Annotated in this window: 23 protein-coding genes and 1 tRNA gene; 8 read left to right on the forward strand and 16 right to left on the reverse strand. The window is 64.6% G+C overall.

Annotated elements, in window-relative coordinates; all coding sequences use genetic code 11:
• Positions 1–15 precede the first annotated feature (15 nt).
• The gene (locus ABIB95_RS14320; protein WP_354240128.1) at positions 16–351 is read left to right on the forward strand and encodes a GIY-YIG nuclease family protein; all 336 of its coding nucleotides are present in this window, start codon (positions 16–18) and stop codon (positions 349–351) included.
• A 142-nt stretch (positions 352–493) separates the two neighbouring features.
• Here ABIB95_RS14320 and dapE read toward each other — a convergent pair whose 3' ends face one another.
• From dapE to rpmH, 11 genes are all read right to left on the reverse strand, one after another.
• On the reverse strand, positions 494–1,660 hold the full coding sequence (dapE, locus tag ABIB95_RS14325; protein WP_354121381.1) for a succinyl-diaminopimelate desuccinylase: 1,167 nt from the start codon (positions 1,658–1,660) through the stop codon (positions 494–496).
• The gene (locus ABIB95_RS14330) at positions 1,657–2,295 is read right to left on the reverse strand and encodes a DUF805 domain-containing protein (protein ID WP_354240265.1); all 639 of its coding nucleotides are present in this window, start codon (positions 2,293–2,295) and stop codon (positions 1,657–1,659) included. Before ABIB95_RS14330 ends, dapE begins: the two co-directional genes overlap by 4 nt.
• Before the next feature lie 259 nt (positions 2,296–2,554).
• Positions 2,555–3,400 (reverse strand): 2,3,4,5-tetrahydropyridine-2,6-dicarboxylate N-succinyltransferase, encoded by an 846-nt coding sequence (gene dapD / locus ABIB95_RS14335; RefSeq protein WP_354240131.1) that lies wholly within the window; start codon positions 3,398–3,400, stop codon positions 2,555–2,557.
• Between the two features lie 231 nt (positions 3,401–3,631).
• A complete protein-coding gene (locus ABIB95_RS14340; protein ID WP_354240133.1) occupies positions 3,632–4,324 on the reverse strand; it encodes a pyrimidine 5'-nucleotidase in 693 nt (230 codons plus the stop codon).
• Between the two features lie 206 nt (positions 4,325–4,530).
• Positions 4,531–5,517 carry a DUF1036 domain-containing protein gene (locus ABIB95_RS14345; RefSeq protein ID WP_354240267.1) on the reverse strand — a complete coding sequence of 329 codons (987 nt, stop codon included), beginning with the start codon at positions 5,515–5,517 and terminating at the stop codon, positions 4,531–4,533.
• 155 nt (positions 5,518–5,672) lie between these two features.
• A complete protein-coding gene (gene argB / locus ABIB95_RS14350) occupies positions 5,673–6,560 on the reverse strand; it encodes an acetylglutamate kinase (RefSeq protein ID WP_028148983.1) in 888 nt (295 codons plus the stop codon).
• Positions 6,561–6,810: 250 nt separating this feature from the next.
• Positions 6,811–7,179 (reverse strand): DUF423 domain-containing protein, encoded by a 369-nt coding sequence (locus tag ABIB95_RS14355; RefSeq protein ID WP_502917824.1) that lies wholly within the window; start codon positions 7,177–7,179, stop codon positions 6,811–6,813.
• Entirely contained in the window at positions 7,176–7,829 is a 654-nt protein-coding gene (gene yihA / locus ABIB95_RS14360; RefSeq protein ID WP_063979810.1) for a ribosome biogenesis GTP-binding protein YihA/YsxC, read from the reverse strand. The genes ABIB95_RS14355 and yihA overlap by 4 nt, the downstream gene beginning before the upstream one ends.
• A gap of 139 nt (positions 7,830–7,968) precedes the next feature.
• Complete coding sequence (yidC, locus tag ABIB95_RS14365) at positions 7,969–9,810, reverse strand: membrane protein insertase YidC (protein WP_354114471.1); 1,842 nt, start codon at positions 9,808–9,810, stop codon at positions 7,969–7,971.
• Between the two features lie 16 nt (positions 9,811–9,826).
• On the reverse strand, positions 9,827–10,228 hold the full coding sequence (gene rnpA, locus ABIB95_RS14370; RefSeq protein WP_354240135.1) for a ribonuclease P protein component: 402 nt from the start codon (positions 10,226–10,228) through the stop codon (positions 9,827–9,829).
• A 28-nt stretch (positions 10,229–10,256) separates the two neighbouring features.
• Positions 10,257–10,391: a 50S ribosomal protein L34 gene (gene rpmH / locus ABIB95_RS14375; protein ID WP_008542748.1), complete on the reverse strand. Its 135-nt coding sequence runs from the start codon at positions 10,389–10,391 to the stop codon at positions 10,257–10,259.
• Positions 10,392–10,753: 362 nt separating this feature from the next.
• Between rpmH and ABIB95_RS14380 the strand changes: the two genes are divergently transcribed.
• From ABIB95_RS14380 to ABIB95_RS14395, 4 genes are all read left to right on the forward strand, one after another.
• Positions 10,754–12,253, forward strand: coding sequence for an ATP-binding protein (locus ABIB95_RS14380; RefSeq protein ID WP_502917825.1), 1,500 nt, complete (start codon positions 10,754–10,756; stop codon positions 12,251–12,253).
• Between the two features lie 163 nt (positions 12,254–12,416).
• Positions 12,417–12,493 (forward strand) — tRNA-Arg (locus ABIB95_RS14385).
• A 299-nt stretch (positions 12,494–12,792) separates the two neighbouring features.
• The gene (locus tag ABIB95_RS14390; RefSeq protein ID WP_354240137.1) at positions 12,793–13,575 is read left to right on the forward strand and encodes an alpha/beta fold hydrolase; all 783 of its coding nucleotides are present in this window, start codon (positions 12,793–12,795) and stop codon (positions 13,573–13,575) included.
• Positions 13,576–13,747: 172 nt separating this feature from the next.
• Positions 13,748–14,146 (forward strand): hypothetical protein, encoded by a 399-nt coding sequence (locus tag ABIB95_RS14395; protein WP_354240139.1) that lies wholly within the window; start codon positions 13,748–13,750, stop codon positions 14,144–14,146.
• Between the two features lie 142 nt (positions 14,147–14,288).
• Here ABIB95_RS14395 and ABIB95_RS14400 read toward each other — a convergent pair whose 3' ends face one another.
• From ABIB95_RS14400 to ABIB95_RS14420, 5 genes are all read right to left on the reverse strand, one after another.
• Positions 14,289–14,708, reverse strand: a complete 420-nt coding sequence (locus ABIB95_RS14400) for a CBS domain-containing protein (protein WP_354240141.1) — start codon at positions 14,706–14,708, stop codon at positions 14,289–14,291.
• Between the two features lie 114 nt (positions 14,709–14,822).
• A complete protein-coding gene (locus ABIB95_RS14405) occupies positions 14,823–15,293 on the reverse strand; it encodes an aminoacyl-tRNA deacylase (RefSeq protein WP_354240143.1) in 471 nt (156 codons plus the stop codon).
• A 204-nt stretch (positions 15,294–15,497) separates the two neighbouring features.
• Positions 15,498–15,818, reverse strand: a complete 321-nt coding sequence (locus ABIB95_RS14410; protein WP_063979802.1) for a hypothetical protein — start codon at positions 15,816–15,818, stop codon at positions 15,498–15,500.
• 50 nt (positions 15,819–15,868) lie between these two features.
• Complete coding sequence (locus tag ABIB95_RS14415) at positions 15,869–20,695, reverse strand: NAD-glutamate dehydrogenase (protein WP_354240145.1); 4,827 nt, start codon at positions 20,693–20,695, stop codon at positions 15,869–15,871.
• A 260-nt stretch (positions 20,696–20,955) separates the two neighbouring features.
• Positions 20,956–21,192 carry a hypothetical protein gene (locus ABIB95_RS14420; protein WP_354240147.1) on the reverse strand — a complete coding sequence of 79 codons (237 nt, stop codon included), beginning with the start codon at positions 21,190–21,192 and terminating at the stop codon, positions 20,956–20,958.
• A 155-nt stretch (positions 21,193–21,347) separates the two neighbouring features.
• On the opposite strand from ABIB95_RS14420, the gene ABIB95_RS14425 reads away from it, so the two are divergent.
• From ABIB95_RS14425 to ABIB95_RS14435, 3 genes are all read left to right on the forward strand, one after another.
• Entirely contained in the window at positions 21,348–23,504 is a 2,157-nt protein-coding gene (locus ABIB95_RS14425) for a GumC family protein (RefSeq protein ID WP_354240149.1), read from the forward strand.
• 143 nt (positions 23,505–23,647) lie between these two features.
• Positions 23,648–23,806 carry a hypothetical protein gene (locus tag ABIB95_RS14430; RefSeq protein ID WP_354240151.1) on the forward strand — a complete coding sequence of 53 codons (159 nt, stop codon included), beginning with the start codon at positions 23,648–23,650 and terminating at the stop codon, positions 23,804–23,806.
• A 149-nt stretch (positions 23,807–23,955) separates the two neighbouring features.
• Positions 23,956–24,294: a hypothetical protein gene (locus ABIB95_RS14435; protein ID WP_354240153.1), complete on the forward strand. Its 339-nt coding sequence runs from the start codon at positions 23,956–23,958 to the stop codon at positions 24,292–24,294.
• Positions 24,295–24,340 lie beyond the last annotated feature (46 nt).

A 24,340-nucleotide genomic window follows, 5' to 3' on the forward strand; every position in this document is an offset into this window, starting at 1 on the left:
GCCGCCACGGGCGTCATGGCCGGGCTTGTCCCGGCCATCCACGTGCGTCAACATGCAACCATGCATGGTGGATGGGTCTACATCCTTGCGAGCGCGCCAAACGGCATTTTGTATGTCGGTGTGACGAGCGACATTATTCGCCGCATCTATGAGCATCGAAACGGACTCGTTCCCGGCTTCACCAAGAAGTACGGCGTCAAGCTGCTGGTCTATTTCGAGCGCTATGAGGATATCCAAACCGCTATCCAGCGCGAACACAACATCAAGCATTGGTCGCGGACGTGGAAGGTGAGGTTGATCCTCAGGGATAATCCCGAATGGAAAGACCTCTACGACACGATCGCTCAGTGATACGGGCCCGGGCTCTCGCCACATCGTCATGGCCGGGCTCGTCCCGGCCATCCACGATCTTTCTTGTCAGGAGCGCCAAAGAACGTGGATGCCCGGGACAAGCCCGGGCATGACGGCGGTGGGTTGGGCGGCGATTAACGCCCTACCCAAAATACCGCGTCAAAATCCCCCGATACACCTGCGTCAATCTCTCCAGATCCACCACCGGCACGCGCTCGTCGACCTGGTGCATGGTCTGGCCGACCAGGCCGAACTCGATCACCGGGCAGTAGCTCGAGATGAAGCGCGCGTCCGAGGTGCCGCCTGAGGTCGACAGCTCGGGCTTGCGCCCCGTCACCTCTTCGATCGCGGAGACCGCGAGGTCGGTGAACGGGCCGGGCTTGGTCACGAACACATTCGAGTTCGAGGGCTCCCAGACGATGCGAGCCTTGATGCGGTTGCCGCAGGCTTTCGTCAGGCGCGCCTCGACCAGCTCGCGCAAGGATGCCTGGGTGTGGTTGTCGTTGTAGCGGATGTTGAATTTTGCGCGCGCCTCGCCGGGGATGACGTTGTTGGCCTTGTTGCCGACGTCCACCGAGGTGAATTCGAGATTGGAGGCCTGGAATTGCGCGCTGCCATGATCGAGCGGCTCGTCACTGATCGCCACGATCAGCCGCGAGATATCAGGCACCGGATTGGACGCGCGGTGCGGATAGGCGACATGGCCCTGCACGCCGTCGACATAGAGCGTGCCGGATTGCGAGCCGCGGCGGCCGACCTTGATGGTGTCGCCGAGCGTCTCGACGTTGGAGGGCTCGCCAAGCACGCAATGGTCGAACTTTTCGCCGCGCTCCGCGGCCCATTTCAGCAGCTTGATGGTGCCGTTGATGGAGACGTCTTCCTCGTCGCCGGTGATCAGGAACGAGATCGAGCCCTTTCCATCGGCGCGCGGCGTGCCGCCATTTGCGGCGAGATGCTCGAGCACGGCTGCCACCGAGCAGGCGATGCCACCCTTCATGTCGACGGCGCCGCGGCCGTGCAGGAAGCCGTCCTTCACCTCGCCCGAGAACGCGCCGACGCTCCAGGCGTTCTCGTCGCCCGGCGGCACCACGTCGGTGTGGCCGGCGAAGGTGATGTGCGGGCCTTCAGTGCCGATCCGCGCATAGAGATTGTCGACGTCGGCGGTGCCGGGTTCGGAGAAGGTCACGCGGTGGCAAGTGAAGCCGGCAGCGTTCAGGGCTTTCTCAAGCACGCCGAGCGCACCGGCATCGGCCGGAGTTACCGAGGGGCAGCGGATGAGATCGCGGGCAATCGAGAGAGCATCGGTCATGCGCCCCGCTTAACATGCATGCCGCCGGGTGGGCTAGCGCTGGGCGGCACCAATTCGAGCTCGCTTTGCTGGTCCCAGCTTTTTGCAGGGGACGAGCCGTCCTCGGTCTTGGCCAATGGATCAGGACCGAACCGGTTATCGCCGACGCTGCCTGATACGATGAACATCTCGACAAACCCCCACAGCCACAGGATGGACGCGACCAGCCAGAACGGAAGCATCCAGGTGGAGTTCGGCAGCAGGTCCGAGAACTGGCTGTACAGGCCAGGCAGGAAGAAGAACGGAACGAGCCACCAGCCACTCCTGTCGCGATCATGTAGCCGCTTGATCGCAGTCGCGAGATAGATCCAGAGGAACAGCGACAAGCCGAACGCCTTCAGGATCAGGTTGGTGCGATCAACGGGCGCCAGCGAGCGATAGGCCCGGGGATCGACCAGCTTGAAGAGGTCGTCGAGGCCGAAGTCGAAATCGAGTTTCAGGGATAGCTTCAACGCCCCCTCGGCGTTGATGAGGTGGATCACCTGAGCAATGATTCCCAGCAAGGCTGCCAGCACCGCGACGATCAGCAGCGCCTGCCACAGCAAGGCGCGATTGATGCGGCCGTCGAAGCGAAAAAGATACCAGGTCCAGTCCATGGCGAAGGTTCCGGGCAGCGGAGGCCGTCCGGTGATTGGTCGCGATGGAGTGATAGAGGGTTCGATAGGAAAGCCGCCGCGGGCTCGCTTCACCTCGCCCCGCTTGCGGGGAGAGGTCGGATCGCCTCGGCGATGCGAAGCATCGTCCGGTGCGATCCGGGTGAGGGGGTACCGGTCTCTCGAATATCTCGCGTGTGGAGAGAGGCCCCTCACCCCAACCCTCTCCCCGTAAGAACGGGGAGAGGGAGAGGAGAGAGTCTTAATCCCGCAGCAGCTCGTTGATGCTGGTCTTCGAGCGCGTGCGCTCGTCGACGCGCTTGACGATCACGGCGCAGGCCGTGCTCGGGCCGATCTGGCCGTTCTTCATGTGCTTGCCGGGCAGCGCGCCGGGCACAACCACCGAATACTCAGGCACCTCGCCGATGAAGATCTCGCCGGTCTCGCGGTCGACGATCTTGGTCGAGGCGCCCAGGAACACGCCCATCGCCAGCACCGCGCCCTTACGCACGATCACGCCTTCGGCGACCTCGCTGCGCGCGCCGATGAAGCAGTCGTCCTCGATGATCACGGGCTCGGCCTGCAGCGGCTCGAGCACGCCGCCGATGCCGGCGCCGCCGGAGATGTGCACGCGCTTGCCGATCTGCGCGCAGGAGCCGACGGTGGCCCAGGTGTCGACCATGGTGCTCTCATCGACATAGGCGCCGAGATTGACGAAGGACGGCATCAGCACGACGTTCTTGGCGATGAAGGCCGAGCGGCGGACGACCGAACCCGGCACCGCGCGAAAGCCGGCATCGCGAAAACGGTTCTCGCCCCAGCCCTCGAACTTCGAGGGCACCTTGTCCCACCAGGTCGCCTTGCCGGAACCGCCGGGAATGACGCCCATGTCGTTGAGACGGAAGGACAGCAGCACGGCCTTCTTCAGCCATTGATTGACCTTCCACTTGCCGTCAGCCCCGCGCTCGGCGACGCGCGCCTCGCCCTTGTCCAGGATCTCCAGCGCCTGGTCCACGGCCTCGCGCACTTCGCCCTTGGTCGAGGTCGAGATGCCGTCACGCGCGTCGAAGGCGCTGTTGATGGTGGATTCGAGGGCGGACAGGGACATCGGGATTTCCTCTGGGAAATGAGAATTTTGACGGATTGGGGCGCTTTTTCGGGATTTGGCGGGGAGGAGTCAAGGCATACTCCGCCGCCGTCCCGGGGCGCGCGAAGCGCGAGCCCGGGACCCATAGCCACAGGCAGTCATTTGGCGAGGACTCGGAGTTATCGATCTCGCGCCACAGCCACCCCTGTGGTTATGGTCCCGGGCTCGCTTCGCGCCCCGGGACGACGGCGGCTATTTGGGCGACAGCTTGCCCAAAAACCCCGTCAGATCATCCGTGACGTGGTCGACATGGGGCGCGTCCCGGCCCTCCAGTTCCCAGTCCTCCCGTACCACTTCCCTGGTGCCGTCAGGCACCACCAGCACGGTGGTCATGCCGAGCGCGTGCGGGACGGTGAGGTTGCGGGCGAGGTCCTCGAACATCGCGGCTTTGGTCGGATCGACCGCATGGTCGGCGAGGAATTTTTGATAGGTCTGCGGCGACGGTTTCGGTTCGAACCCGGCAGCGATGATGTCGAACACGCCGTCGAAATGCGAGGCGAGGCCGAGCCGCGCCAGCACGGCATCGACATGGTCGACAGAGCCGTTGGTCAGGATCAGCTTGCGCCCCGACAGTTTTGCGATGGCCCCGCCGAGCGCCGGGTTCGGCTCCAGCGGCGAGTGGTCGATCTTGTGGACATAGGCGAGGTAGTCGTCGGCGCGCACGCCATGCAGGGTCATCATGCCGCGCATGGTGGTGCCGTAGCGCTGATAATAATCCTTTTGGATCTTGCGCGCTTCCTCCGGACCGACGTTCAGCCAGTTGCAGACGAACTCCCCGATCCGCGCGTCGACCTGCTGCCACAGATTGACATGATGCGGGTAGAGCGTGTTGTCGAGGTCGAACACCCAGGTGTCGACATGGGCAAAGGTGCGGGGGAAGATCATATCAAATCTCTATCGGTTGGGTGCAAGCGCCGCCCCACTCTCCGCTGTCGTCCCGGACAAGCGTAAGCGCAGATCCGGGACCCATAACCACAGGGAGGAATCGTTTGCGGGATCGTAGTTACATCGTGCCCAACAACTGCGGCCTGTGGCTATGGGTCCCCGCGTTCGCGGGGACGACAGCGGAGTTTGTGGCGCGGTCTCACCCATCACGGCATCGCAAAGCGGAGCGTCTTGCCGCCGCTCGACATGTCCACCACGCCAAAACCCGTCGCCGCGAATCCGCGCGCGCCGCAATCGGCCTGCTCGTTGGTCTCGAACTTGGTCTCGCGCGTGCAGAGCTGCTTGTCGCCGCCCCAGTTCAGCGGCTTGTCCTTCAGCTTGATGACGCGGTTGTCGGCATCGATGGCCTCCGCGAAGCTGAAAATCTGCTTCGGCTGCCCGGTCACATCGGGGTGCAGGCACGTCTTGGGATCGATGCGGTACCAGCCGCGGCTCGTCACGGACTTGCCGTCGTCGGTGGCGACCGCCGCCATCACCTTGTGCGGCGTGTCGTTGCACCAGGTCAGGCCGGTTGCAGAAGGCGTCTGCACCGCATCGACCATGGTCTTGAAGAAGTTCGGCGACGACATGATGTCCGCCGCCAGTCCGCGGCTCTTCAGGAAGGCGGCAAGTGCTGCTTGCGTCTTCGGCCCGTCGACGCCGTCGATCGGCGCGGCGTCGTAGCCCGCGATCACCAGCAGCCGCTGGATGCCGGCGAGGCGGGCCTGCTCGTCGTCATATTCGGAATCCTCGGCGAGATAGGCCGTGAAATTGCCGTCCGCGGCTTGCGTCGGCATGATCTGGGTGAACGCGGCCTGGGTCTGGCCGCTGCGGCATTGCCGCGCCGCCGCGATGACGAAATTGTCCTGCGCCACGCACAGCATGTCGCTGCCGTTCTGCGGGATCGGCGAGGCGCCGTAAACGCCGAGCGCGCGGGCGTTGAGCAGGATGCGGTCGGCGGTCAGCGTGCCCTGCACCACGACGCGGCAGGTGGCGGGATCTATCCTGAACCAACCGCGCGTCGCGGTCGCCGCCTTGTCGTCGATGCCGATCGCGGCCTCGACGACATAGGACATGCGGTTACAGATCTTCAGGTCGGCCAGGGCGGGCGCGGAGGAGAAGAAGAACGAGACGGCCGCGGCGGGCAGCGTCATCAGGAAGCGGGTCAGGGTCGAGCGACGATGTCGCCGAGCCCTCAACTCGTTATGCCCGGCCTTGTGCCGGGCATCCACGTTCTTGGCGCGAGACGAAAGGTCGTGGATGGCCGGGACAAGCCCGGCCATGACGGCTTGCTTTGGCCCGCTCATCATCACTTATGGATCAGCGTTCCCGTGCCCGTGTTGGTGAAGAGCTCGAGCAGCACCGCGTGCTGCATCTTGCCGTCGATGATGACGACGCCCTCCACGCCCTGTTCGAGCGCGTAGATGCAGGTCTCGACCTTCGGAATCATGCCGCCGGAAATGGTGCCGTCGGCGATCAGCTTTCGCGCGTCCTTCACCGAAAGCTGCGGGATCAGCTTCTTCGACTTGTCGAGCACGCCCGGCACGTCGGTGAGCAGCAGCAGGCGCTTCGCCTTCAGCGCGCCGGCGACCGCGCCGGCAAAGGTGTCGGCGTTGACGTTGAGCGTCTGGCCTTCCTTGGAGGTCGCGAGCGGCGCGAGCACCGGGATCAGCTCGTAGCCGATCAGCTGGTTCAGCAGCGTGAGGTCGACCTTCTCGGGGTCGCCGACGAAGCCGAGATCGATCGCCTTCTCGATGTTCGAACCCGGATCGACGATGGTGCGCGTCGTCTTCGACGCCTTCACCATGTTGGCGTCCTTGCCCGACAGGCCCACGGCCTTGCCGCCGGCTTCGTTGATGTAGCCGACGATCTGCTTGTTGACGGAGCCGGCCAGCACCATCTCGACGATCTCGATGGTCGCGGCATCGGTGATGCGCAGGCCTGCTGCGAACTCCGACTGGATGCCGAGGCGCTTGAGCATGGTCGCGATCTGCGGCCCGCCGCCATGCACCACCACCGGGTTGATCGCGGTCTGCTCCAGCAGCACGATGTCGCGGGCAAAGTTCTTCGCGGTCTCCTCGTCGCCCATGGCATGGCCGCCATATTTGATGACGATGGTTTCCTCGTCATACTGCTGCATGTGCGGCAGCGCTTCGGACAGGATGCGGGCCTGGTCGAGCGGAGAGATGTCGGTCATGAGGCGGATCTCGCTGGCGGGACTGTCGGTGCGCGTTCTATCCGATTGGCGGGCGCGGCGCAAAGTGGGTGTTGCCTCTTACCCTCCCCTGGAGGGGGAGGGTCGATCGCGCGCAGCGCGAGCGGGGTGGGGTGACGGTCTCTCCGCGATGAGCAGTGCCCGAGTGGAGAGATCACCCCACCCCGGCTCACATTTCGCTACGCTCAATATGAGCCGACCCTCCCCCTCCAGGGGAGGGTAAGACGGAGCATCACTTCCGCGCCGCCACCGCCGCGAGCGTCACCGCCAGCCAGCTCAGGATCATCACCGTCCCACCCGTCGGCGCGGCATATGGAAACAGCGAGTGCCCCGCATATTGCCGCAAGGTCAGATCGCCCGCGAACAGCGCGGCGCCGATCACGAAGCCGAACGCCGCGACGAGGCCAATTCCGCCGTGCAGAAGGCCGCGCGCGAGCAGGGCGACGCCTGCGAGTATGGCAGTTGCGTGAAACAGCAGCATGGCGCTGGCGGAAGCGAGCCGGCTGGCGTCGGCGCCGTGGGCCGAGGCGGCGGCCAGCGCGACGCCGGCGGCGCCCATCAAACCGGCAAGCCCAATCAGCAGGCGGAATGCGAGCGTCACGAGGTTCGCTCTTCCAGCAGCTTCGCCATCGCGGCGCGCAGTTCGGCCATGCCGGTCGAGCTCCGTGACGAGGTCGCGAGCACGTTCGGAAACGCCGCCGGATGTTTTGCCAGCGCGGCCTCGGTCTCGGTGATGCGGGACTCAAGCTCGGACGCCTTCACCTGGTCGGCCTTGGTCAGCACGATCTGGTAGCTCACCGCGGAACGGTCGAGCGTCCCCAGGATTTCGAGGTCGACGTCCTTGAGGCCATGCCGCGCGTCGATCAGCACGTAGACGCGTGCGAGCGAGGCGCGCCCCAGCAGGAATTTGTGGATCAGCTCGGTCCAGGACGCGACTTGCGTCTTCGGCGCCTTGGCGTAGCCATAGCCGGGCATGTCGACGAGGCGCAGGTCCTTCTTGCCGGGGACCTCGAAGAAGATCAGTTCCTGGGTGCGGCCCGGCGTATGCGAGGTGCGCGCAAGCGCGTTGCGGCCGGTCAGCGCGTTGATCAGGCTGGACTTGCCGACATTGGAGCGGCCGGCAAAGGCGATCTCCAGCCCGTCCATCGGCGGCAGCGTCGCAATCGAGGGCGAGGCCCAGATGAACTGCCAGTCGCGGGTGAACAGCTTTCGCCCGGTCTCGATCAGCTTCGCATCTTTGTCGTCGGTCATGCGAAGATCTCACCTCTCGTCATGGCCGGGCTTGTCCCGGCCATCCACGTCTGTCCACACGGTACCCTCCAAAACGTGGATGCCCGGGACAAGCCCGGGCATGACGATGTGGAGGCATTTGCGCCCAACAATGACGGCGCTACGTCGCCTTCTTCGCGAACGTCGCCTTGAGATTGTCGAACAGCTCCACCTTCACGCCGTTGCGGCGCATGATGAAGCTCTGCTGGAGCACCGAGAGCGTGTTGTTCCAGGCCCAGTAGATCACGAGACCCGCCGGGAAGCCCGCCAGCATGAAGGTGAAGATCAGCGGCATCCAGTTGAAGATCAGCTGCTGGGTCGGATCCGGCGGCGTCGGGTTCAGCTTCATCTGGAACCACATCGTGATGCCCATGATGATCGGCCAGATGCCGAGCGCGAGGTAGTGACCGAACACCGGAATCGTCGTCGGATCGAACGGGATCAGGCCGAACAAGGTGAAGAGGTTGGTCGGATCGGGCGCGGAGAGATCCTTGATCCAGCCGAAGAACGGCGCGTGCCGCATCTCGATCGTGACGAACAGCACCTTGTAGAGCGAGAAGAACACCGGGATCTGGATCACCACGGGAAGACAGCCGGCGACCGGATTGATCTTCTCCTTGCGGTAGATCTCCATCATCTCCTGCTGCTGCTTCACCTTGTCGTCGGGAAAGCGCTCCTTCAGCGCCTGAAGCTGCGGCTGGACCGACTTCATCTTCGCCATCGAGGCGTAGGACTTGTTGGCCAGCGGGAAGAACAGCAGCTTGACGATCACGGTGACGAGCAGGATCGAGATGCCGAAATTGCCGAAGAAGCGATAGAAGAAGTCGAGGCCGAGGAACATCGGCTTGGTGATGAAGTAGAACCAGCCCCAGTCGATCAACAGATCGAAATGGTTGAGGCCGAGCTCCTTGTTGTAGCCGCCGAGACCGGCGAACGGGAACACGCCGACCACGCCGGCTTCCTTGGCGCCGGCGAACAGCCGCGCGTTCGCGGTCGCGGTGCCGCCGATCGCGACGGTGACGGGGTCGAGCAGATAATCGGTCTGGTAGGTGTGGACGTTGCCGACCGGGTTCGACGAGAAACGCGCCTGAAGCTGGGCACTGGTGTCGGGCAGCAGCGCCGAAGCCCAGTACTTGTCGGTGATGCCGAGCCAGCCATTGGTGGCCTTGAAGTTCACCGCCTTGGCTTCGTCGATCTTCTTGTAGGCGTATTCCTGCAAGCCATCGAGATAGCCGATCAGGCCTTCATGCAGGATGTAATAGCCGGAGACCTGCGGCGTGCCGTGGCGCGAGATCAGCGCGAACGGATAGAGCGTAACAGGCGCGTTGCCGACATTGCTCACCTCGTCCTTGAGCGTGAAGAGATAATGGTCGTCGACCGCGATGGTGCGGCGGAAGCTGAGGCCCTCGCCATTGTCCCATTTCAGCACCACCGGCGTCGTCGGCGTCAGGCTGCCGCTGCCGTCCTGCTGCCAGAGGGTCTGGGCGTCCGGCAGCTTGGCCGTCACGCCCGTCGCCGGCACCCAGCCGAACTCGGCGTAATAGGGTTCTGCGGTGCCCGAGGGCGAATAGAGCACGATCGGCGGCGACTTCGGGTCGACCGTCTCGCGGTATTGCACCAGCGCAATGTCGTCGATGCGGCCGCCCTTCAGCGAGATGCTGCCGGCAATTCGCGGCGTGTCGATCTTCACGCGCGGGCTGGCGGCAATCGCGCTTTCGCGGGAAACGACCGGCTGGGCCTGGTTCGCGGCCGGTGTTGCCGGCTGGGCCGCGCTGCCGGGCTGCGGCGCGGCGCCCGGCGTTGCGGAGGCCGTCGGCTGCGGCGTGTTCTTCTGGAGCTCGGCCTGCGCCTGCTGCTGGGCGCGCTGCTTCTCCATCGCCGGCACGTTGTAGAAATATTGCCAGGCGATCAGGACGAGGCCCGACAGAATGACGGCGAGGATGGTATTGCGATTGTCGGTCATCACTATTGTCTCGTCATCAATCCGGTTTGCGGCTGGTCGCAGGAGCGGGGCCGGGCCTTGAGCCGTCGGTTCTTGAGCCGCGTCCCTTGTGCGTATGCCGCGCAGGCTTCGTGAACGCTATGCGCAGATCGTCGAGCATGGTGGCGAAGTCGCGCGAGAGCGCGTCCCTTCGGCCGACCAGTACATAGTCATGATGGGGCTGCATCGACACCGGGTCGAGCCGCTTCACCAATTCGCGAAGCCGGCGCCGGATGCGATTGCGCTGGGGGGCGTTGCCGTTCTTTTTGGTAACGGTGAAGCCGATCCGGATCGGGCCGCTGTCGTCGCAGCGGCGGCTTTGCAGGACGAACGCGGGACTATTCGCCCGCGCGCCATTGGCAACGGCGAGGAAATCCGCTCGCTGCCTCAGCCGATCCATGATGAAATCCCAAAAATGGGGGTCCGGCTCAGGCGCTCAGACGCTTGCGGCCGCGGGCGCGGCGGGCGGCGAGAACCTTGCGGCCGCCGGCAGTGGCGAGACGGGCACGGAAGCCGTGACGGCGCTTGCGCACCAGTTTGCTGGGTTGATAAGTCCGCTTCACGGGTTTTTCTCCGCTGACCGGGCAATTTGCCTGTAGAATTGATGATAAAGTCCGGAAGATGCGGCCCAAAACGGGCCCTTTTCGGCCCCAAGAGAGCCGCTCCCGGCGTGCGCACCGGGTCATCGCGGACAATTTGCGCGGCTTATATGCGAGCGTCTTCTTTTCGTCAACGTCGCAAGAGCGCGCTGTTCCGGTGAATATCACTGTTTGTGCGGGGTTTTTAACCCTTGAGGTGGCGACTCGCGATATCAGAGCTTACATCCCACCTTGAGAGATTAGCGATCCGTAATTTGACCGGCCCCCGGCCGGGTCGCATCCTTCATCAGCCAGGCTCTATTACAAAGCCAACAGGGGCGAACTTCGTGGCAGCGACAGACCTCCAGCCGGTCCATGATACGGATCAGCCGGGCCAGCCGGCGATGCGGCCGCGTGGGCCCAGCGGGCTCGGGCTATCCGGCAAGCTGCTGCTGCTCACCGTCCCCCTGGTGATGATCGCCGCTGTCCTGCTCTACGTGCCCGCCATCGCCAACTTCTGGGTCAACCGGCTCAATGACCGCGTCGCGGCGGCTAACACCGCCGCGCTGGTGCTCGACGCCGCCCCGCTCGGCATGGTCCCCGAGTCGCTGTCGCGCGAGATCCTGAAAAGCATCAATGCGCGTGCCGTCGCCATCAAGATGGGGCAGCAGCGACGGCTGCTCGCCAGCGACAACCTTCCCACGGCCATCGAGCATGACATCGATCTGCGCGACATGACGGTGTGGGAGGCGATCACCGGCTCGTTCCGGATGATGCTGGAGACCGGCAACCAGGCCATCCGCATCGTCGGGCCCGGCGTCGGCAATGCCCAGTTCATCGAGATCGTGACCGATGAGCTGCCGCTGCGGCAGCAGATGTATCGCTTCTCCCGCAACGTCGTGGTGGTCGCGCTGATCATCGCGGTGCTGACCGCGGGCCTGGTCTATCTCGTGCTGCATTATCTCTTCGTGCGCCCGATGCGGCGGCTGACCGCGAGCCTGGTCGGCTTCCACGAAAACCCCGAAAGCTCGGCGCGGATCATTGTGCCGAGCCAGCGCAGCGATGAAATAGGCGTCGCCGAGCGCGAATTGTCGGACATGCAGCGCGACCTGATGTCGATGCTGCACCAGAAGAGCCGGCTCGCCGCCCTCGGCCTCGCCGTCTCCAAGATCAACCACGATCTGCGCAATCTGCTCGCGTCGGCCCAGCTCCTGTCCGACCAGCTCGCCAGCGTGCCGGATCCGCGGGTGCAGCGCTTTGCGCCGAAGCTGGTGCGCTCGCTCGAGCGCGCCATCGCCTTCTGTCAGTCGACGCTGTCCTACGGCCGCGCCCAGGAAGCGGCTCCCGACCGCCGCATGATCATGATCGAGCCCGTGGTGCTGGAGGTGCGCGAAACCGCGGGCCTCGCCACCGACGCCTCGATCGCCTGGGTGGCCGCGATCGAGCGCGGGCTCGCGGTCGATGCCGATCCCGACCAGCTCTTCCGCGTGCTGCTCAACCTCGTCCGCAACGCTGCCCAGGCGCTGGAAAGCCATTCGTCGGGCGATGGCGGGGCGCAGCAGATCCGGATCACGGGAAAGCGCGAAGGTGCCGTCGCCATCCTGGAGGTCTCCGACACCGGCCCCGGCGTCCCCCAGAAGACCCGGGACCATCTGTTCGAGGCGTTCCAGACCTCCGGCCGCCCCGGCGGCAGCGGGCTTGGTTTGGCCATCGCCGCCGAGCTGGTCCGCGCCCATGGCGGCGAGATCCATCTGGTCGAGGGCACCATCGGCGCCACCTTCCGGATCGTCATCCCCGACCGCCCCGTGGAACTCCTCTCCATCCGCAACGAGCGGCAGAGGGCGTAGTCGGCCAGCGACCCACCCGGGAAATCGTCACCTCCCTGTAAAATCTCCCCCTCCCGGACCTTGCCAATCGAGGCAAGAGCGGTTAGTCAGAGCGCTCTTTCGCACCCCTCCGGCGCTGTCCGGAGGCTGCCTGCGGGCCCAGCCCGCACTGTTTGCGAAAAACGCGCCCGTAGCTCAGCTGGATAGAGCATCAGACTACGAATCTGAGGGTCGGACGTTCGAATCGTTCCGGGCGCGCCATTCCGCTACAAAACTGGGCACTCCAAAACCTCCCATTTCTGCGCCGGGCGAGATCATCGCGCCGCTGCTCATGTTCGTCACCGCGTAAGCCTGGAGCTGGTGACGGCCTTTCCGGCCGGCCTCGGCGGAGCGAAAAATCGCGTGGCATCGCCGAATGTGCGGCCGGTGCGCTTGGTCGGCCGCAGCGTCATGGCACCACGGCGAAGCAGTCGTTCCCGTCTTTATCGGCCGTGTGGCGCCGGTTAGATTGAGGACTCGCCAGAGACGCCTGGACATGTCGGTGAATATGGAGATGACCCATGAAGCTCGCGCATGACGGAATCGAGCTGTCCTTCGACATTGCCGGCGCGGGACCGCTTCAATTCCTGTTCGTCCATGGCCTCGGCGGGGATCGCACGCATTTTGCGCCGCAGATGGAGTATTTCGCCCGTCAAGGTCGGGCATTGAATGCCGAGCTGCGGGGGCATGGTGAGAGCGACAAGCCGCAACAGGCGTATTCGATCGAAGGCTTCGCCGATGATCTCGTCTTTCTGTGCAACCGGCAGCAGATCACAAAGCCGATCATCGTGGGTCAAAGCATGGGTGGCAACATGGCGCTCGAAATCGCCGCCCGCTATCCGGACTTTCCTGCAGGCCTGGTGCTGCTCGACTCAGGGGTGCTCTTCCCTGCCTCGGCAGGGACGGTGTTCGCCGGGTATCTGGAGGGCTTAAGGGGCGCGAATTTTGCGGACGAGGTACGGAAAATCGTAGCGGACTCCTGTCTGCCGACCGACAGATGCCGCGCCCATGTTGAACAGACCTTTCTGGCGACGCCACAGCACGTGCTGGTGTCCACGTTTACAAGTCTGTTTCCCTGGGATGTGCATCGGGCGCGTGAATGCGCCCAGGCGTGCCGGGTCCCGGTGCTCTACATCGAAGCGGCCCATCGGCTCGCGGATCTGGATCGTTTTGCGGAGCTGTGCCCGCAGCTGGTCACGGCCAAGGCCGTCGGCTCCGGACATTTCCTGTCGCTGGAGGTGCCGGAGCAGATCAACCCGATGATCGACCGGTTTATCGCGCTCTACGTGCGAAGACCCGGGTAAGCTTCGCGAATATCTGCCGGGTAGGCTCGGCCCCCCGACGCCGGCGTCCATCGCGAAGATCACAATCGGGCAAGGACGAAACCCTTTGCAGGCCGGGTGAAGCCGGCCGGAAACAAACCAAGCCTAACCTTTCCCGAGCTTTCCCGTCCAACCCGATTCAAGGGAGGATTTTATGAAAGCAGCGCTCTTGGTCCTGCCGCTTCTTGGCCAGCCCACGATTCCGATTTCAGACCGTGTGCCCATCTTCAATGTGGAAGCCCTTTGCAGGGACGTTTCCGCTGACGACAAGGCCTCAGGGCTCACCCTGGCGCAGGACGCCGGCGAGTGCATGCGTGACGAGACAATTGCGCAGCAACAGCTGAGCTCGACCTGGCTGACTGTTCCGGGCCCCGCGCGCGATAGTTGCGAAGGCGAGGCTGCGGCAGGGGGAATAGAAAGCTATGTCGATCTGATCACCTGCCTGCAGATGGCAGGCTGGGCGAATCCGACTCCGCCGCCGAAGCCCCCGCTCAGGGGGGCGAGCAAGATGCGGAACGCCAAGAATGAGCTGCGGAACGAATTGAAGAATTAGCTGCGCAGGCGAGCGCGCTTACGCGCGCGTGCCGTCGATCGAGCGGCGGATCACCCGCTACACTTCCGCGCGTGCGCGTTCGCCGGCAGCGGGGTCCTGCGAGCGATGCGACGAAGTTCCGGGCGCCGTGTGGCGGTCGCCATCAATGATGGGCCGACACGCCCTTGACGCATTGGGTCAACAGATCACCGGTGGCGAATTGGCCGACATCGCCCAGGCTGATCATGCCGACCATCCGCCTGCTCTTGTTGATCACGGGCAGCCTGCGGATTTTCAGCGTCTCCATGTGATGCACGGCTTTCGCCAGATCGTCGTCTTCCCGGCAGCAATGGATGCCTTCGGTCATCACGTCCCGCGCGGTCGCGCGCGCGGCGTTGAAGTTCTTGCTCGCGAGGCCTTTGCAGACGATGTCGCGATCGGTCACCATCCCGATCAGATGGTCGTCATCGCCGATCGGAATGCAGCCGACGTCGTGCCCTTGCATCAACTTCGCGATCTCGGTGATCGGGGTGTCCGGGCTGACCCAATCGACACCCTTGTGCATCACGTCCTTGACCTTCATGAGGACCTCCGTTGCGAACGCAGCCCCCGTGACGCGATTATACTACGAACCGGGCGCGACCGCACGCGCGCCGCGACGAAGGCGCGGGGGAAATCATCCCGCCGCCATGCTGCGTCAACCGTGCGTGCTGAAGCGTCCATGCGGCGCATTGCCCGTCAGCCGTTCGAACTGTGCATGCGTCAGGTGAAGCAGCGTCTCATGGTCGCCGGCTTCGATATAGATCTCGGGCTGCGCCCGGATGCTGTCATCGACGATGAGATCGAGCCCGTAGCATCGGCCTACCGCCGGAACGGCTCCATGCGCGCAGTCCGCGAACAGCCTGTTGATCTCGGTTTCGTTCGCCATCACGAGATCCGCGCCGAGCTTCTCCTTCAAGTCCGGCAAGTTGAGACGGTGCGATGCCGGAACGATCGCGAGCATATAGCCGCCGTCATGGCGCAGCACGATGGCCTTGGCGAAACGATCGCCCGAGACGTGGCAGGCCTGCGCCGTGCGCGCGGATGACATGGTGAAAACGTGCGGGATCTCGACATACTGGATGTTCTCGGCAGCCAGGTATCGGTGGAGCGTGGGGGCAATGGTCATGGCGTAGCCTTTCGGATGGATATGCGAGCCATCCACCGTGATGCTGCCCCGCCGCACGATGGGCGGCCGCGTGATTGCCGGATGCCAGCATAGGCCTCGCGCTCGAACGCCGCAATCGGGGCGCGGGTTCGGATCGTTCCCGGCGCGCCTTTCCGCTTCGTTTGCGGCCGATCGATTGTGGGCCTTTGCTGCGCTTCTCGTGGCTCACGGGATCCTTGCGACAACGTTGGGCCGGTTCTCCCTGAGCCACGCGACGGCCTCGGGTCCATCGACGACGCACGCGAAGGTTTCCCAGGTCGGGTCCTCCAGGGACTCCGATTGCAGTCGCTTCGCCGCATACTCAACGAGGTCGTGCAAGCCCTCGTATCCTCGTCGGTGCTCGAGGGACTCTGCAATCGCCGTGCTGGTCCAGCCTCGTCGGGCCAGATCGACAATGCTCGGAGCGTCAGCCTCGCTGAACCAAGGTGTGGCATCGAACTCGATGCAGCGGACATTATCGGCGGTGTGGCAAGTGGCGTGGATCATGGGGTTCCTCCGTTCGCCGGCTCAGTTTCACATCGCTGCCTCGCACGCGCTCAGACTTTGACCAGATCCCCCAGCAGGTTCGCCGCCACCGTCAGCTTGGCAAGCGTCAGGCCGCTGGCGGCAATCTCCTCGACCGAGCGGCGGATGCGCGCCGCTTCGGGGTGAGCCGCGAGCCAGGTCTCGACGGCCTGCTGGCCGGACTGGCCGGTTGCCAGCATATCCGCGGCCAGTCTTCGTTCGGCGCCGGCGATCTGCTCAACGGCGCGATCGACCGCCATACGTTCGAAATAATCATTTGCCGGCACGCTGCGCGCGGCCGCGATGATGCGGTCGAGACGGAAATTGGCTTCCGCGGCGAAGAAGGTCGCGGCGGCATCACCGATGGCGCGGGAGGTGCGCTCGGCGACCGTCACGATATCGGGTGCCGCAATCAGAGGGTCGAGATCGGCGAGCTCGCCGGCGAGGCTGGCCGGGACGCCGGCATCGGTGAGCTCCTGGCGCCGCTTGCCGCGCGCGGCTTGCAGGTCCGGCGGCAGGTTGGTGTCGAGGGAGGCCGCGATTTCGCGGATACCCGGGCCAAAACGTCCGATCACCGCCTCGAGGCCGTCCTTGAAATCGACATTGCGCACGTACCAGACCAGGCGGGAAATCAAGAGGTCCTGGACCGTCGCGTAGAGGCCGAGCTGCAACTGCCCGTCGATGCGGGTGTCGAGCGCGTCGATCGCGTCATTGAGCCGCCTGAGCTCGTAGATCGCGTCCACCGCCACCTGCGCCATGACGATGGTGGAGACATCGGCGTCGGTCTCGTCGGTCAGGCGCACGATACACGCCGGGCCGCCGCGGTTGATCACGGCATTGACGAGACTGGTCGCGATGATCTCGCGTCGCAGGCGATGGAGCTCGACCGCGGCCGGAAATTTATCGGGAACCTCGCGCGGAAAATACAGGGACAGTCTGCGGGCGAGATAAGGATCATCAGGCACGCTGGTGGCGAGCAGGTCCTCGTAGAGCGTCAGCTTGGCGTAGGCGAGCAGCACGGCAAGCTCGGGCCGGGTGAGGGCCTGGCCGCGCCGTGTACGCTCGGTGAGCGCTGCGTCGTCGGGCAGGAACTCCACGGCGCGGCTGAGCAGGCCGCGCTGCTCGAGCGACTGCATCAGGCGGGTGAGGAAGCCGGTCTCGGCCACGCCCTTGCGCTCGGCGAGCGAGAGCGCCAGCGTCTGCAGATAGTTGTTGCGCAGCACCAGCGTGCCGACCTCGTCGGTCATCGCGGCCAGCAGGCTGTTGCGGTCGGCAAAGCTGAGGCGGCCCTCGCGTTCGGGGCGCGCCAGCGCGACCTTGATATTGACCTCGACGTCGGAGGTGTTGACGCCGGCCGAATTGTCGATGGCGTCGGTGTTGAGCTTGACGCCCTTCTGTGCCGCTTCGATGCGGCCGCGCTGGGTGACGCCGAGATTGGCGCCTTCGCCGATCACCCGGGCGCGAACGTCAGTGCCTGCGATGCGGATCGGATCGTTGGCGCGGTCGCCGGCCTGATCGTCGCTCTCTGCCGATGCGCGGATATAGGTGCCGATGCCGCCGAACCACAACAGGTCCGTGCGCGCTTTCAGGATCGCCGTCATCACCTCGAACGGCGTGGCCTGCTCCTTGTCGAGATCGAGCAGGCTGCGGACTTCCGGTGCGAGCGGGATCGCCTTGAGCGTGCGCGAGAACACGCCGCCGCCCTGCGAGATCAGCGACTTGTTGTAGTCCTGCCAGCTCGATCGCGGCAGGTCGAACAGACGCTTGCGCTCGGCGAAGCTGGTCGAAGGGTCGGGGGAGGGATCGATGAAGATGTCGCGGTGATCGAACGCGGCCACGAGCCTTGTCGCCGGCGAGAGCAGCATGCCGTTGCCGAAGACGTCGCCGGACATGTCGCCGACGCCGGCAGCGGTGAACGGCATGGTCTGAATGTCGGTGCCGAGCTCGCGGAAGTGGCGCTTGACCGCCTCCCAGGCGCCGCGCGCCGTGATCCCCATCTTCTTGTGGTCGTAGCCCTGGCTGCCGCCCGAGGCGAACGCATCGCCGAGCCAATGGTTCTTCTCGGCCGAGATCGCGTTGGCGACATCGGAGAAGGTGGCGGTGCCCTTGTCGGCGGCGACCACGAGGTAGGGGTCGTCGCCGTCATGGCGCATGGTGGAATCGGGCGGCACGACGGCGTCGCCGTCGAGATTGTCGGTGAGCTCGAGCAGCGAGCGCACGAAGATGCGATAGGCCTCGGTGCCTTCCGCGAGCCAGGCGTCGCGATTGGACGGCGGCGGCAGGCGCTTGGGCACGAAACCGCCCTTGGCGCCGACCGGCACGATCACGGCGTTCTTGACCTGCTGCGCCTTCACGAGACCCAGGATCTCGGTGCGGAAATCCTGCGGCCGGTCGGACCAGCGCAAGCCGCCGCGCGCGACCTTGCCGAAGCGCAGGTGAATGCCTTCGACCCGTGGCGAGGAGACGAAGATCTCGTAGAGAGGCCGCGGCGCCGGCAAATCGTCGATCCGCCGCGCGTCGAACTTGAAGGAGATGACCGGACGCGGATGTCCATCCTCGCCGATCTGCCACAGATTGGTGCGGATGGTTGACTGCACCAGATTGGTGAAGCGGCGCAGGATGCGGTCTTCATCGAGCGAGGCGACGGATTTGAGCTGCTCCTCGATCTCGGCAAGGAGTGCCGTCTCGCGCGCCGAACGCTCGCGATCGGTAAGCACGAGGCGTGGATCGAGGCGGGTCTGGAACAGTGCGACGAGGGTGGCCGTGATCGCGGCGTTCTTGCGCAAGGTCTCCCACATGTAATCCTGGGTGAACGGTGCGCGGATCTGGTGCAGGTAGCGCGACAGCGCCCGGATCGTCGAGACTTCGCGCCAGCCCAGCGCGGTGCGCAGGATCAGGGCGTTGTATCCGTCGGATTCGGCGCGATCTGTGACCACCGCCATGATCGAGGCTTCCAAGCGATGGCTGAATTCCGGGTTGATCTCGATCGGCTGGCCGTCGCTGGTCTCGATCGTCATCTCATGCAGCCAGACCGGCTCCGGCCGGTTGCCGGGCACGATCTGATAGGTGCGTTCGTCGACCACGCGCAGGCCGTGATTTTCGATCACCGGCACGCGGTAGGACAGCGATAGCGGTGCGGCGTCGGAGAACACCTTCAGGCCGAAGCGCCTGGGATCGTCCTCGCCCTTGTCGCGGTGCACCGAAATCGTCACCGGGCGGGCCGGCGTCAGCTTTTCGATGGTGGCGATATCGGCGATGGCCTGCTCCGCCGTGAAGACCTCGGTATAGCCGCCGCTAAAGGCCTGGGCATAACGATTGGCGATCATGCGCGCCCGCATGCCGTCGGTCGACGCGGTGAGCGCGGCCTTCAGCTTGTCGGTCCAGGTCGCGGCAATGGCGCTGATGCCGGCTTCGAGCGCGGCGCGCTCGACGACGGGCGTTTTGCCTTCATAGCGCCCGATGATGAAGTGGACGCGCGCAAGTGCGCCCTCGGGGAACGATACGTAGGACGCCGACAGGGTCCCCTTGTAGACCTGCGACAGGAAGGCTCCGACGCGCGTGCGGACGTCGGTGTCGTATTTGTCGCGCGGAATGAAGGTGAGAATGGAGACGAAGCGGTCGAACTTGTCGACCCGCGCCAGCGCCCGGACGCGCGGGCGCTCGTAGAGGATCAGGACCTCGATGACGAAATTGTAGAGCGTGTCGACGTCGATCTGGAACAGCTCGTCACGCGGATAATCTTCGAGGATATGCATGAGCGCCTTGCCCGAATGGCCGTTCGGGTCGAAGCCGGCGCGCTGCAGCACCCGCGCAACCTTGTGGCGCACATAAGGGATCTGCCGCACCGAGCGGGTATAGGCGCCGGAGGTAAACAGGCCGACGACGCGCAATTCGCCCTCGAGTCGGCCGTCAGGTGCATAGAGCTTGATACCCACATAATCCATTCGGATGCGCCGATGGACGAGGCTTGAGACATTGGCCTTGATGACGATCAGTAGCGTCGGCTCGTGCATGAACTCGCGGATTTCCGATGTCATCACCACCATTTCGTTGCCGCGGCGCAGGACCTTCACGTCGGGATCGCGCAGGATGCCGAGGCCTTCGCCGCTGGTGATGTCGTCGGACGCATCGCTGTCGGGCGAGAAGCGATATTCGCGCACGCCGAGGAAGGTGAAATTGTCCGCGCAGAGCCATTGCAGGAACTGATTGGCTTCGGCGACCTCGTCGATCGGCAGCGGCGGCGGATTGGAAGCGAACGTCTTGATTGCCTCCTCGACGCGGTCACGCATGGCGCGCCAGTCGGTGACGCAGGCGCGGACGTTGTTCAGCGCCCTGGTGAGTCCGTCGATCAGCTTCTGGCGATCGGCGTCGGCGTCCAGGCGGGTGATGTGGAGGTGAATCAGGCTTTCGCGCGCGCCTCTTGCGCCCTCCGGCAGTGCTTCGCCGTAGAACCGCAGTAGCTTGCCTTCGGCATCGCGCTCCACGGCGATGATCGGGTGGGCGACGAGGGTGACTTCGATGCCCTGCTCGGCGAGCTCCGCCATCGTGGAGTCGTACAGGAAAGGCATGTTGTCGTTGAGAATCTCGAGCACGGAAATCTCGCGCCCGTTCGGCAACGTCGGATTGACCACGCGGATATCGGCGCTGCCCGACGTGCGCCGCTGCACATGCTCCCAGGCTTGCTCCGCCAGGACGGCAAGCGAGGCGGCATCGTAATTGTCGAGATCCTCGATATTGCTGTAGCCGAACAAGGGCTCGGCAAAGGCCCGCGGGCTCTTGCCCGGCGGCACGCTGCCTGCTGCATCGCGGATCAGGGTTGCCCGGGCCTTGTCGTCACGCCACGCCATCATGTCCTCCATTTGCCGCGCCGTCCGACCGCAGTCGCGATCCTCAGCCTAATTCTGGAGTGCATCTCGTCGAGCGCCGCGATCGAGTGGATACGCAAGATCCCCGGTCTCGTGCGTCGGCAGCTTCCGACGACAATACTACGATCCCGGAGCGAAAGGCGCACGCTGTTGTGAGGCGTGCCGTAATTCCCTACGGCAGCGGCCCCCACGGCCGCCAAATCATAGAGGTGAGAAAATCACAAGCAATTTCAAATCTGTATGAGCTCGTGGTTTTATTCTGAATGGCGCGCCGGAACTCCGTTCCGATTGCGCTGCAGCGGGCTCTGGTGAGTGCGGGTCAGCTCCACGCCATCGACCACCATTTTCCATGTTCCCGCCTCCTGGTGAGGCGGCGTCGACACCTCGAATGTCGTCAAGAGGTATGCAATGCCGACGACGAAATGATCGCCCTCGAACCGCCGCAACGGGGCATTGATCGACGGCGTGGTGGTCGCGCCAGCCCGGTTCAACCGGACGCGCCGATGCAGCGCGGCGCATCGGCACGCGCGTTAACAGATCGTTCATTGACCACGGCGCGCCAGCCGTAACCGCCGGTTAACCATGGATATTTACGGTGTAGCAAGCCTCTGAACCGGGGCTGTCAGTTGATTTCGAGTCCAATCCTATGGCGTTCGGTCGAAGCGCATCTCCGCGAAGCATCGCCCCGACGGAGCCTGCGGCTTCGTGGGAAGGGCCGCGGGCTGCGACGGCGAAGCCTGACAGCGCTGCTCCTGCGCTGATCAAGGGATCGCTGACCGTCACCGGTGCGCTCTCCTTCCTGCGCGAGAATGGCCGGCGCATCCTGGCGCTGGCGCTGGCGCTGTTCGCCCTGGGCGTCATTGTCCTGATGGTCTTGCCGGTCCGGTATGCCGCGACGGCCCTGGTCGTCGTCGATCCCCGCGAGCTGCGCGTCACCTCGGAGCAGGACGTGTTGCCGGGCATCGGCCAGGATGCCGCGGCACTTCAGAGCCAGATCGAGATCGCCAAATCGGACGGCTTTCTCCGCCCCCTGATCGAGCAGCTCAAGATCGCCGAAGACCCCGACATCGCGGGCGGCTACACCGACATGACGCGCCTGCTCGAAAAATTCCGCAACCGTCTCGATATCTCGCGCCGCGGACTGACCTACCTCATTGCGATTTCATTCACCTCGAACAATGCGGAACGGGCCGCGCATTACGCCAATGCCATCGCCGAGGCGTTCGTCGCGAGCCAAGGTCGTGTCCGCACCGAGGCCACGGACGAGGCGGCCGACTGGCTCAAGGACCGGCTGAAGGCATTGAACGAGCGCCTGCGCGTATCGGAAGATGCCGTTGCCGCCTTCAGGTTCGAGCACAAGATCCTCAATGCCGGCAAGGATTCCACGACCCAGCAATTGCGGGTGACCGATCTCAACCAGCAGGTCTCCGCTGCTCGCGCGCGCACTGAGGAAGCCAAGGCGCGCTACGAGCAGGTGCAGCGCGATCTCAAGGCCAATGTCGAAGGTCCGGTGAAGCAGGACCTTCTGAGCATGCTGCGCGCGCAGCGCTCGACCCTGAACGATCAGATCGCGCAGAAGAAAGCGGTGTACGGCGACCGCCATCCCGACCTCGCGATCTCCTACAGCCAGCTGGCTGACATCAACAGGCAGATCGAGGTCGAGCGGAAGAAGAACATCGACACGGTGAAGTCCGAATATGAGGCTCAGCTGGAGCAGCAGAACGCGCTGGAAAAGCAGCTCAGGGCGGTCGAGACGCAGATGCTGGTCGACGGCCAGGCGCTCGTGAAGCTGCAGGAGCTGCAGCGTGACGCCGATGCCAACAAGAACATCTACGAGCAGTTCCTGTCGCGGTTCAAGACGACCAACGAGCAGCGCCAGCTGCAGAGCTCCCAGACCAAGATCGCCTCGCTCGCCATTCCGCCGATGCGCTCGACGCGTCCGCCCCTCGCCTTGCTGCTCGCGGCGCTCGCGATCGGCTCGATCCTGACCTCGACGGCGGCCGTTGCGGCGATGGGAAGCATGTCCGACGGGCCCGCGCCTGCCGAAGCTCCTGCTCAAACTCCTGCTCAAACTCTTGCGCGTGCGGAAGCGGCGGAGGCGCAAGTCCGGCGTCCGGCTCCGGCTGCGCGCCAGCCCGAAGCGATGCCGAACCTGCCTGTCTGGGCTCGCATTCCCGATCTGGCGCCTGGCGCCGTGGCCAACACTGTATGGCAAAGGCCGATCACTGCCTCGGCCGAGCTCGATCTCGGCGCTTATTTGCGTCCGCTTCTCGAGCGGATCGATCGCGCGCCGGTGCGTGGCTGCAAGGTCGCCCTCGTGTTGTCGGTCGGCAAAGGTGCCGGCGGCAACACCGTTGCGCGCTCGCTCAATCGCGCGGCAGTGAATCGGGGCATGATGAGCGTGCTGATCCGGCTCCAGCCGGAATTCGCCGGTGCCCAGCCTCCGGTGACCGAATGGCAGGACGGCTCCACCACGGCGGGGCTGCAGTCGATCGACGAGCTGTTGAGCGCCGGCAGAAAAGCCGATGCCCGGCCCGAGGACGATATTCGCTCGGAGTTCGATCTCATCGTCGTCCATGCGAGCAATCTCGCACTTCAGCCCGACGCCATCGCGCTGGCCGCGCACGCGGACCTCATCATCCCGGTGGTGCGCGCCGGCGAGCTCGGTTCGGCGGCGATGCGGCGGGTCACCGCTGCGCTGTCGAGGTACAACACCGTGCCGACCGGTCTCGTCGTCAATCACGCGCCCGCGGGCTCGGTGGCGCCTCACCCTGAGGGCAGCGCGTTGAGCAGGGCGGTTTGACGATGCCGACCGCTGGCAAGGCTGCGGCTCATGCCTGAGGCGCAGCACGCAAGCGCACCTGTAATCTGCTTCACACGCAAACGCGCCCAATGACGCTAGATGAACTAGGGCCCGCCTCCGCGCGGCCCGGTTCGGAGCTGGCGATGATGGCTGCACTGGCAAAGGCGATATCCCGCGCGACGAGAACCAACGTTGATGTCGAAACCCTAAAGGTGCTGGTGATCTTCTCGGGCGCGGGCTTGCTGCTCTCCCTCGTGGTCGCGATGATCTACGGACAGGCCGTCAGCGCCGCTTTGTTCTGAGATAGCGCGAGTTGATCCCCAGGAGCCCGCCCGAAGCGGGCGTCTCGAAGGTGTCGGCCTTGCATTCGAGCCGTCATTGACGCCGCGAGGCGGCGCCCGCAGGATGCAGCGTCTCCAATGCACGACTATCTCGGCTCGGGATTGCGGCGATGACCTGTCAAGCTCACTCCGTAACGCTGGTGCTCATTGCCCGCATACCGCCCGAGGGTATCGAGGCCTTCCGCGCCTACGAGGATGCCGTCTTGCCGCTACTCCCTTCGTTCAACGGGCGTGTGGAGCGTCGTCTTCGAAATCCGGATGGCACGATCGAGGTGCACATCGTCAGCTTCGCATCCGATGCGGACTTCCAGGACTATCGCAATGATCCCCGGCGCCTTGCGCAGGCCGGGTTGCTGGAAAAATCATCCGCGAAGCTGGAATTGCTTTCGATGGCGGACGTCTCGCAATGGCCGGTGACATCGGCGCAGGGATGGTCGACGGCGCAATGACCGAGATGTAACCGGGCGGGCCGGGCATCATCGAACTGTCATCGCT

Origin of the sequence: Bradyrhizobium sp. LA2.1 (genome assembly GCF_040547725.1) — a bacterium.
Lineage (GTDB): Bacteria > Pseudomonadota > Alphaproteobacteria > Rhizobiales > Xanthobacteraceae > Bradyrhizobium > Bradyrhizobium barranii.

Bases quoted from the DNA above. Each gene is read 5' to 3' on its own strand.
- ABIB95_RS14390 (WP_354240137.1), top strand. From the start codon at position 12,793: ATGAAGCTCGCGCATGACGGAATCGAGCTGTCCTTCGACATTGCCGGC.
- ABIB95_RS14330 (WP_354240265.1), bottom strand. From the start codon at position 2,295: ATGGACTGGACCTGGTATCTTTTTCGCTTCGACGGCCGCATCAATCGC.
- ABIB95_RS14340 (WP_354240133.1), bottom strand. From the start codon at position 4,324: ATGATCTTCCCCCGCACCTTTGCCCATGTCGACACCTGGGTGTTCGAC.
- argB (WP_028148983.1), bottom strand. From the start codon at position 6,560: ATGACCGACATCTCTCCGCTCGACCAGGCCCGCATCCTGTCCGAAGCG.
- ABIB95_RS14425 (WP_354240149.1), top strand. From the start codon at position 21,348: ATGGCGTTCGGTCGAAGCGCATCTCCGCGAAGCATCGCCCCGACGGAG.
- dapE (WP_354121381.1), bottom strand. From the start codon at position 1,660: ATGACCGATGCTCTCTCGATTGCCCGCGATCTCATCCGCTGCCCCTCG.
- ABIB95_RS14415 (WP_354240145.1), bottom strand. From the start codon at position 20,695: ATGGAGGACATGATGGCGTGGCGTGACGACAAGGCCCGGGCAACCCTG.
- ABIB95_RS14435 (WP_354240153.1), top strand. From the start codon at position 23,956: ATGACCTGTCAAGCTCACTCCGTAACGCTGGTGCTCATTGCCCGCATA.
- ABIB95_RS14320 (WP_354240128.1), top strand. From the start codon at position 16: ATGGCCGGGCTTGTCCCGGCCATCCACGTGCGTCAACATGCAACCATG.
- ABIB95_RS14395 (WP_354240139.1), top strand. From the start codon at position 13,748: ATGAAAGCAGCGCTCTTGGTCCTGCCGCTTCTTGGCCAGCCCACGATT.
- yihA (WP_063979810.1), bottom strand. From the start codon at position 7,829: ATGACCGACGACAAAGATGCGAAGCTGATCGAGACCGGGCGAAAGCTG.
- yidC (WP_354114471.1), bottom strand. From the start codon at position 9,810: ATGACCGACAATCGCAATACCATCCTCGCCGTCATTCTGTCGGGCCTC.
- rnpA (WP_354240135.1), bottom strand. From the start codon at position 10,228: ATGGATCGGCTGAGGCAGCGAGCGGATTTCCTCGCCGTTGCCAATGGC.
- dapD (WP_354240131.1), bottom strand. From the start codon at position 3,400: ATGTCCCTGTCCGCCCTCGAATCCACCATCAACAGCGCCTTCGACGCG.
- ABIB95_RS14410 (WP_063979802.1), bottom strand. From the start codon at position 15,818: ATGATCCACGCCACTTGCCACACCGCCGATAATGTCCGCTGCATCGAG.
- ABIB95_RS14430 (WP_354240151.1), top strand. From the start codon at position 23,648: ATGATGGCTGCACTGGCAAAGGCGATATCCCGCGCGACGAGAACCAAC.
- ABIB95_RS14405 (WP_354240143.1), bottom strand. From the start codon at position 15,293: ATGACCATTGCCCCCACGCTCCACCGATACCTGGCTGCCGAGAACATC.
- ABIB95_RS14345 (WP_354240267.1), bottom strand. From the start codon at position 5,517: ATGACGCTGCCCGCCGCGGCCGTCTCGTTCTTCTTCTCCTCCGCGCCC.
- ABIB95_RS14400 (WP_354240141.1), bottom strand. From the start codon at position 14,708: ATGAAGGTCAAGGACGTGATGCACAAGGGTGTCGATTGGGTCAGCCCG.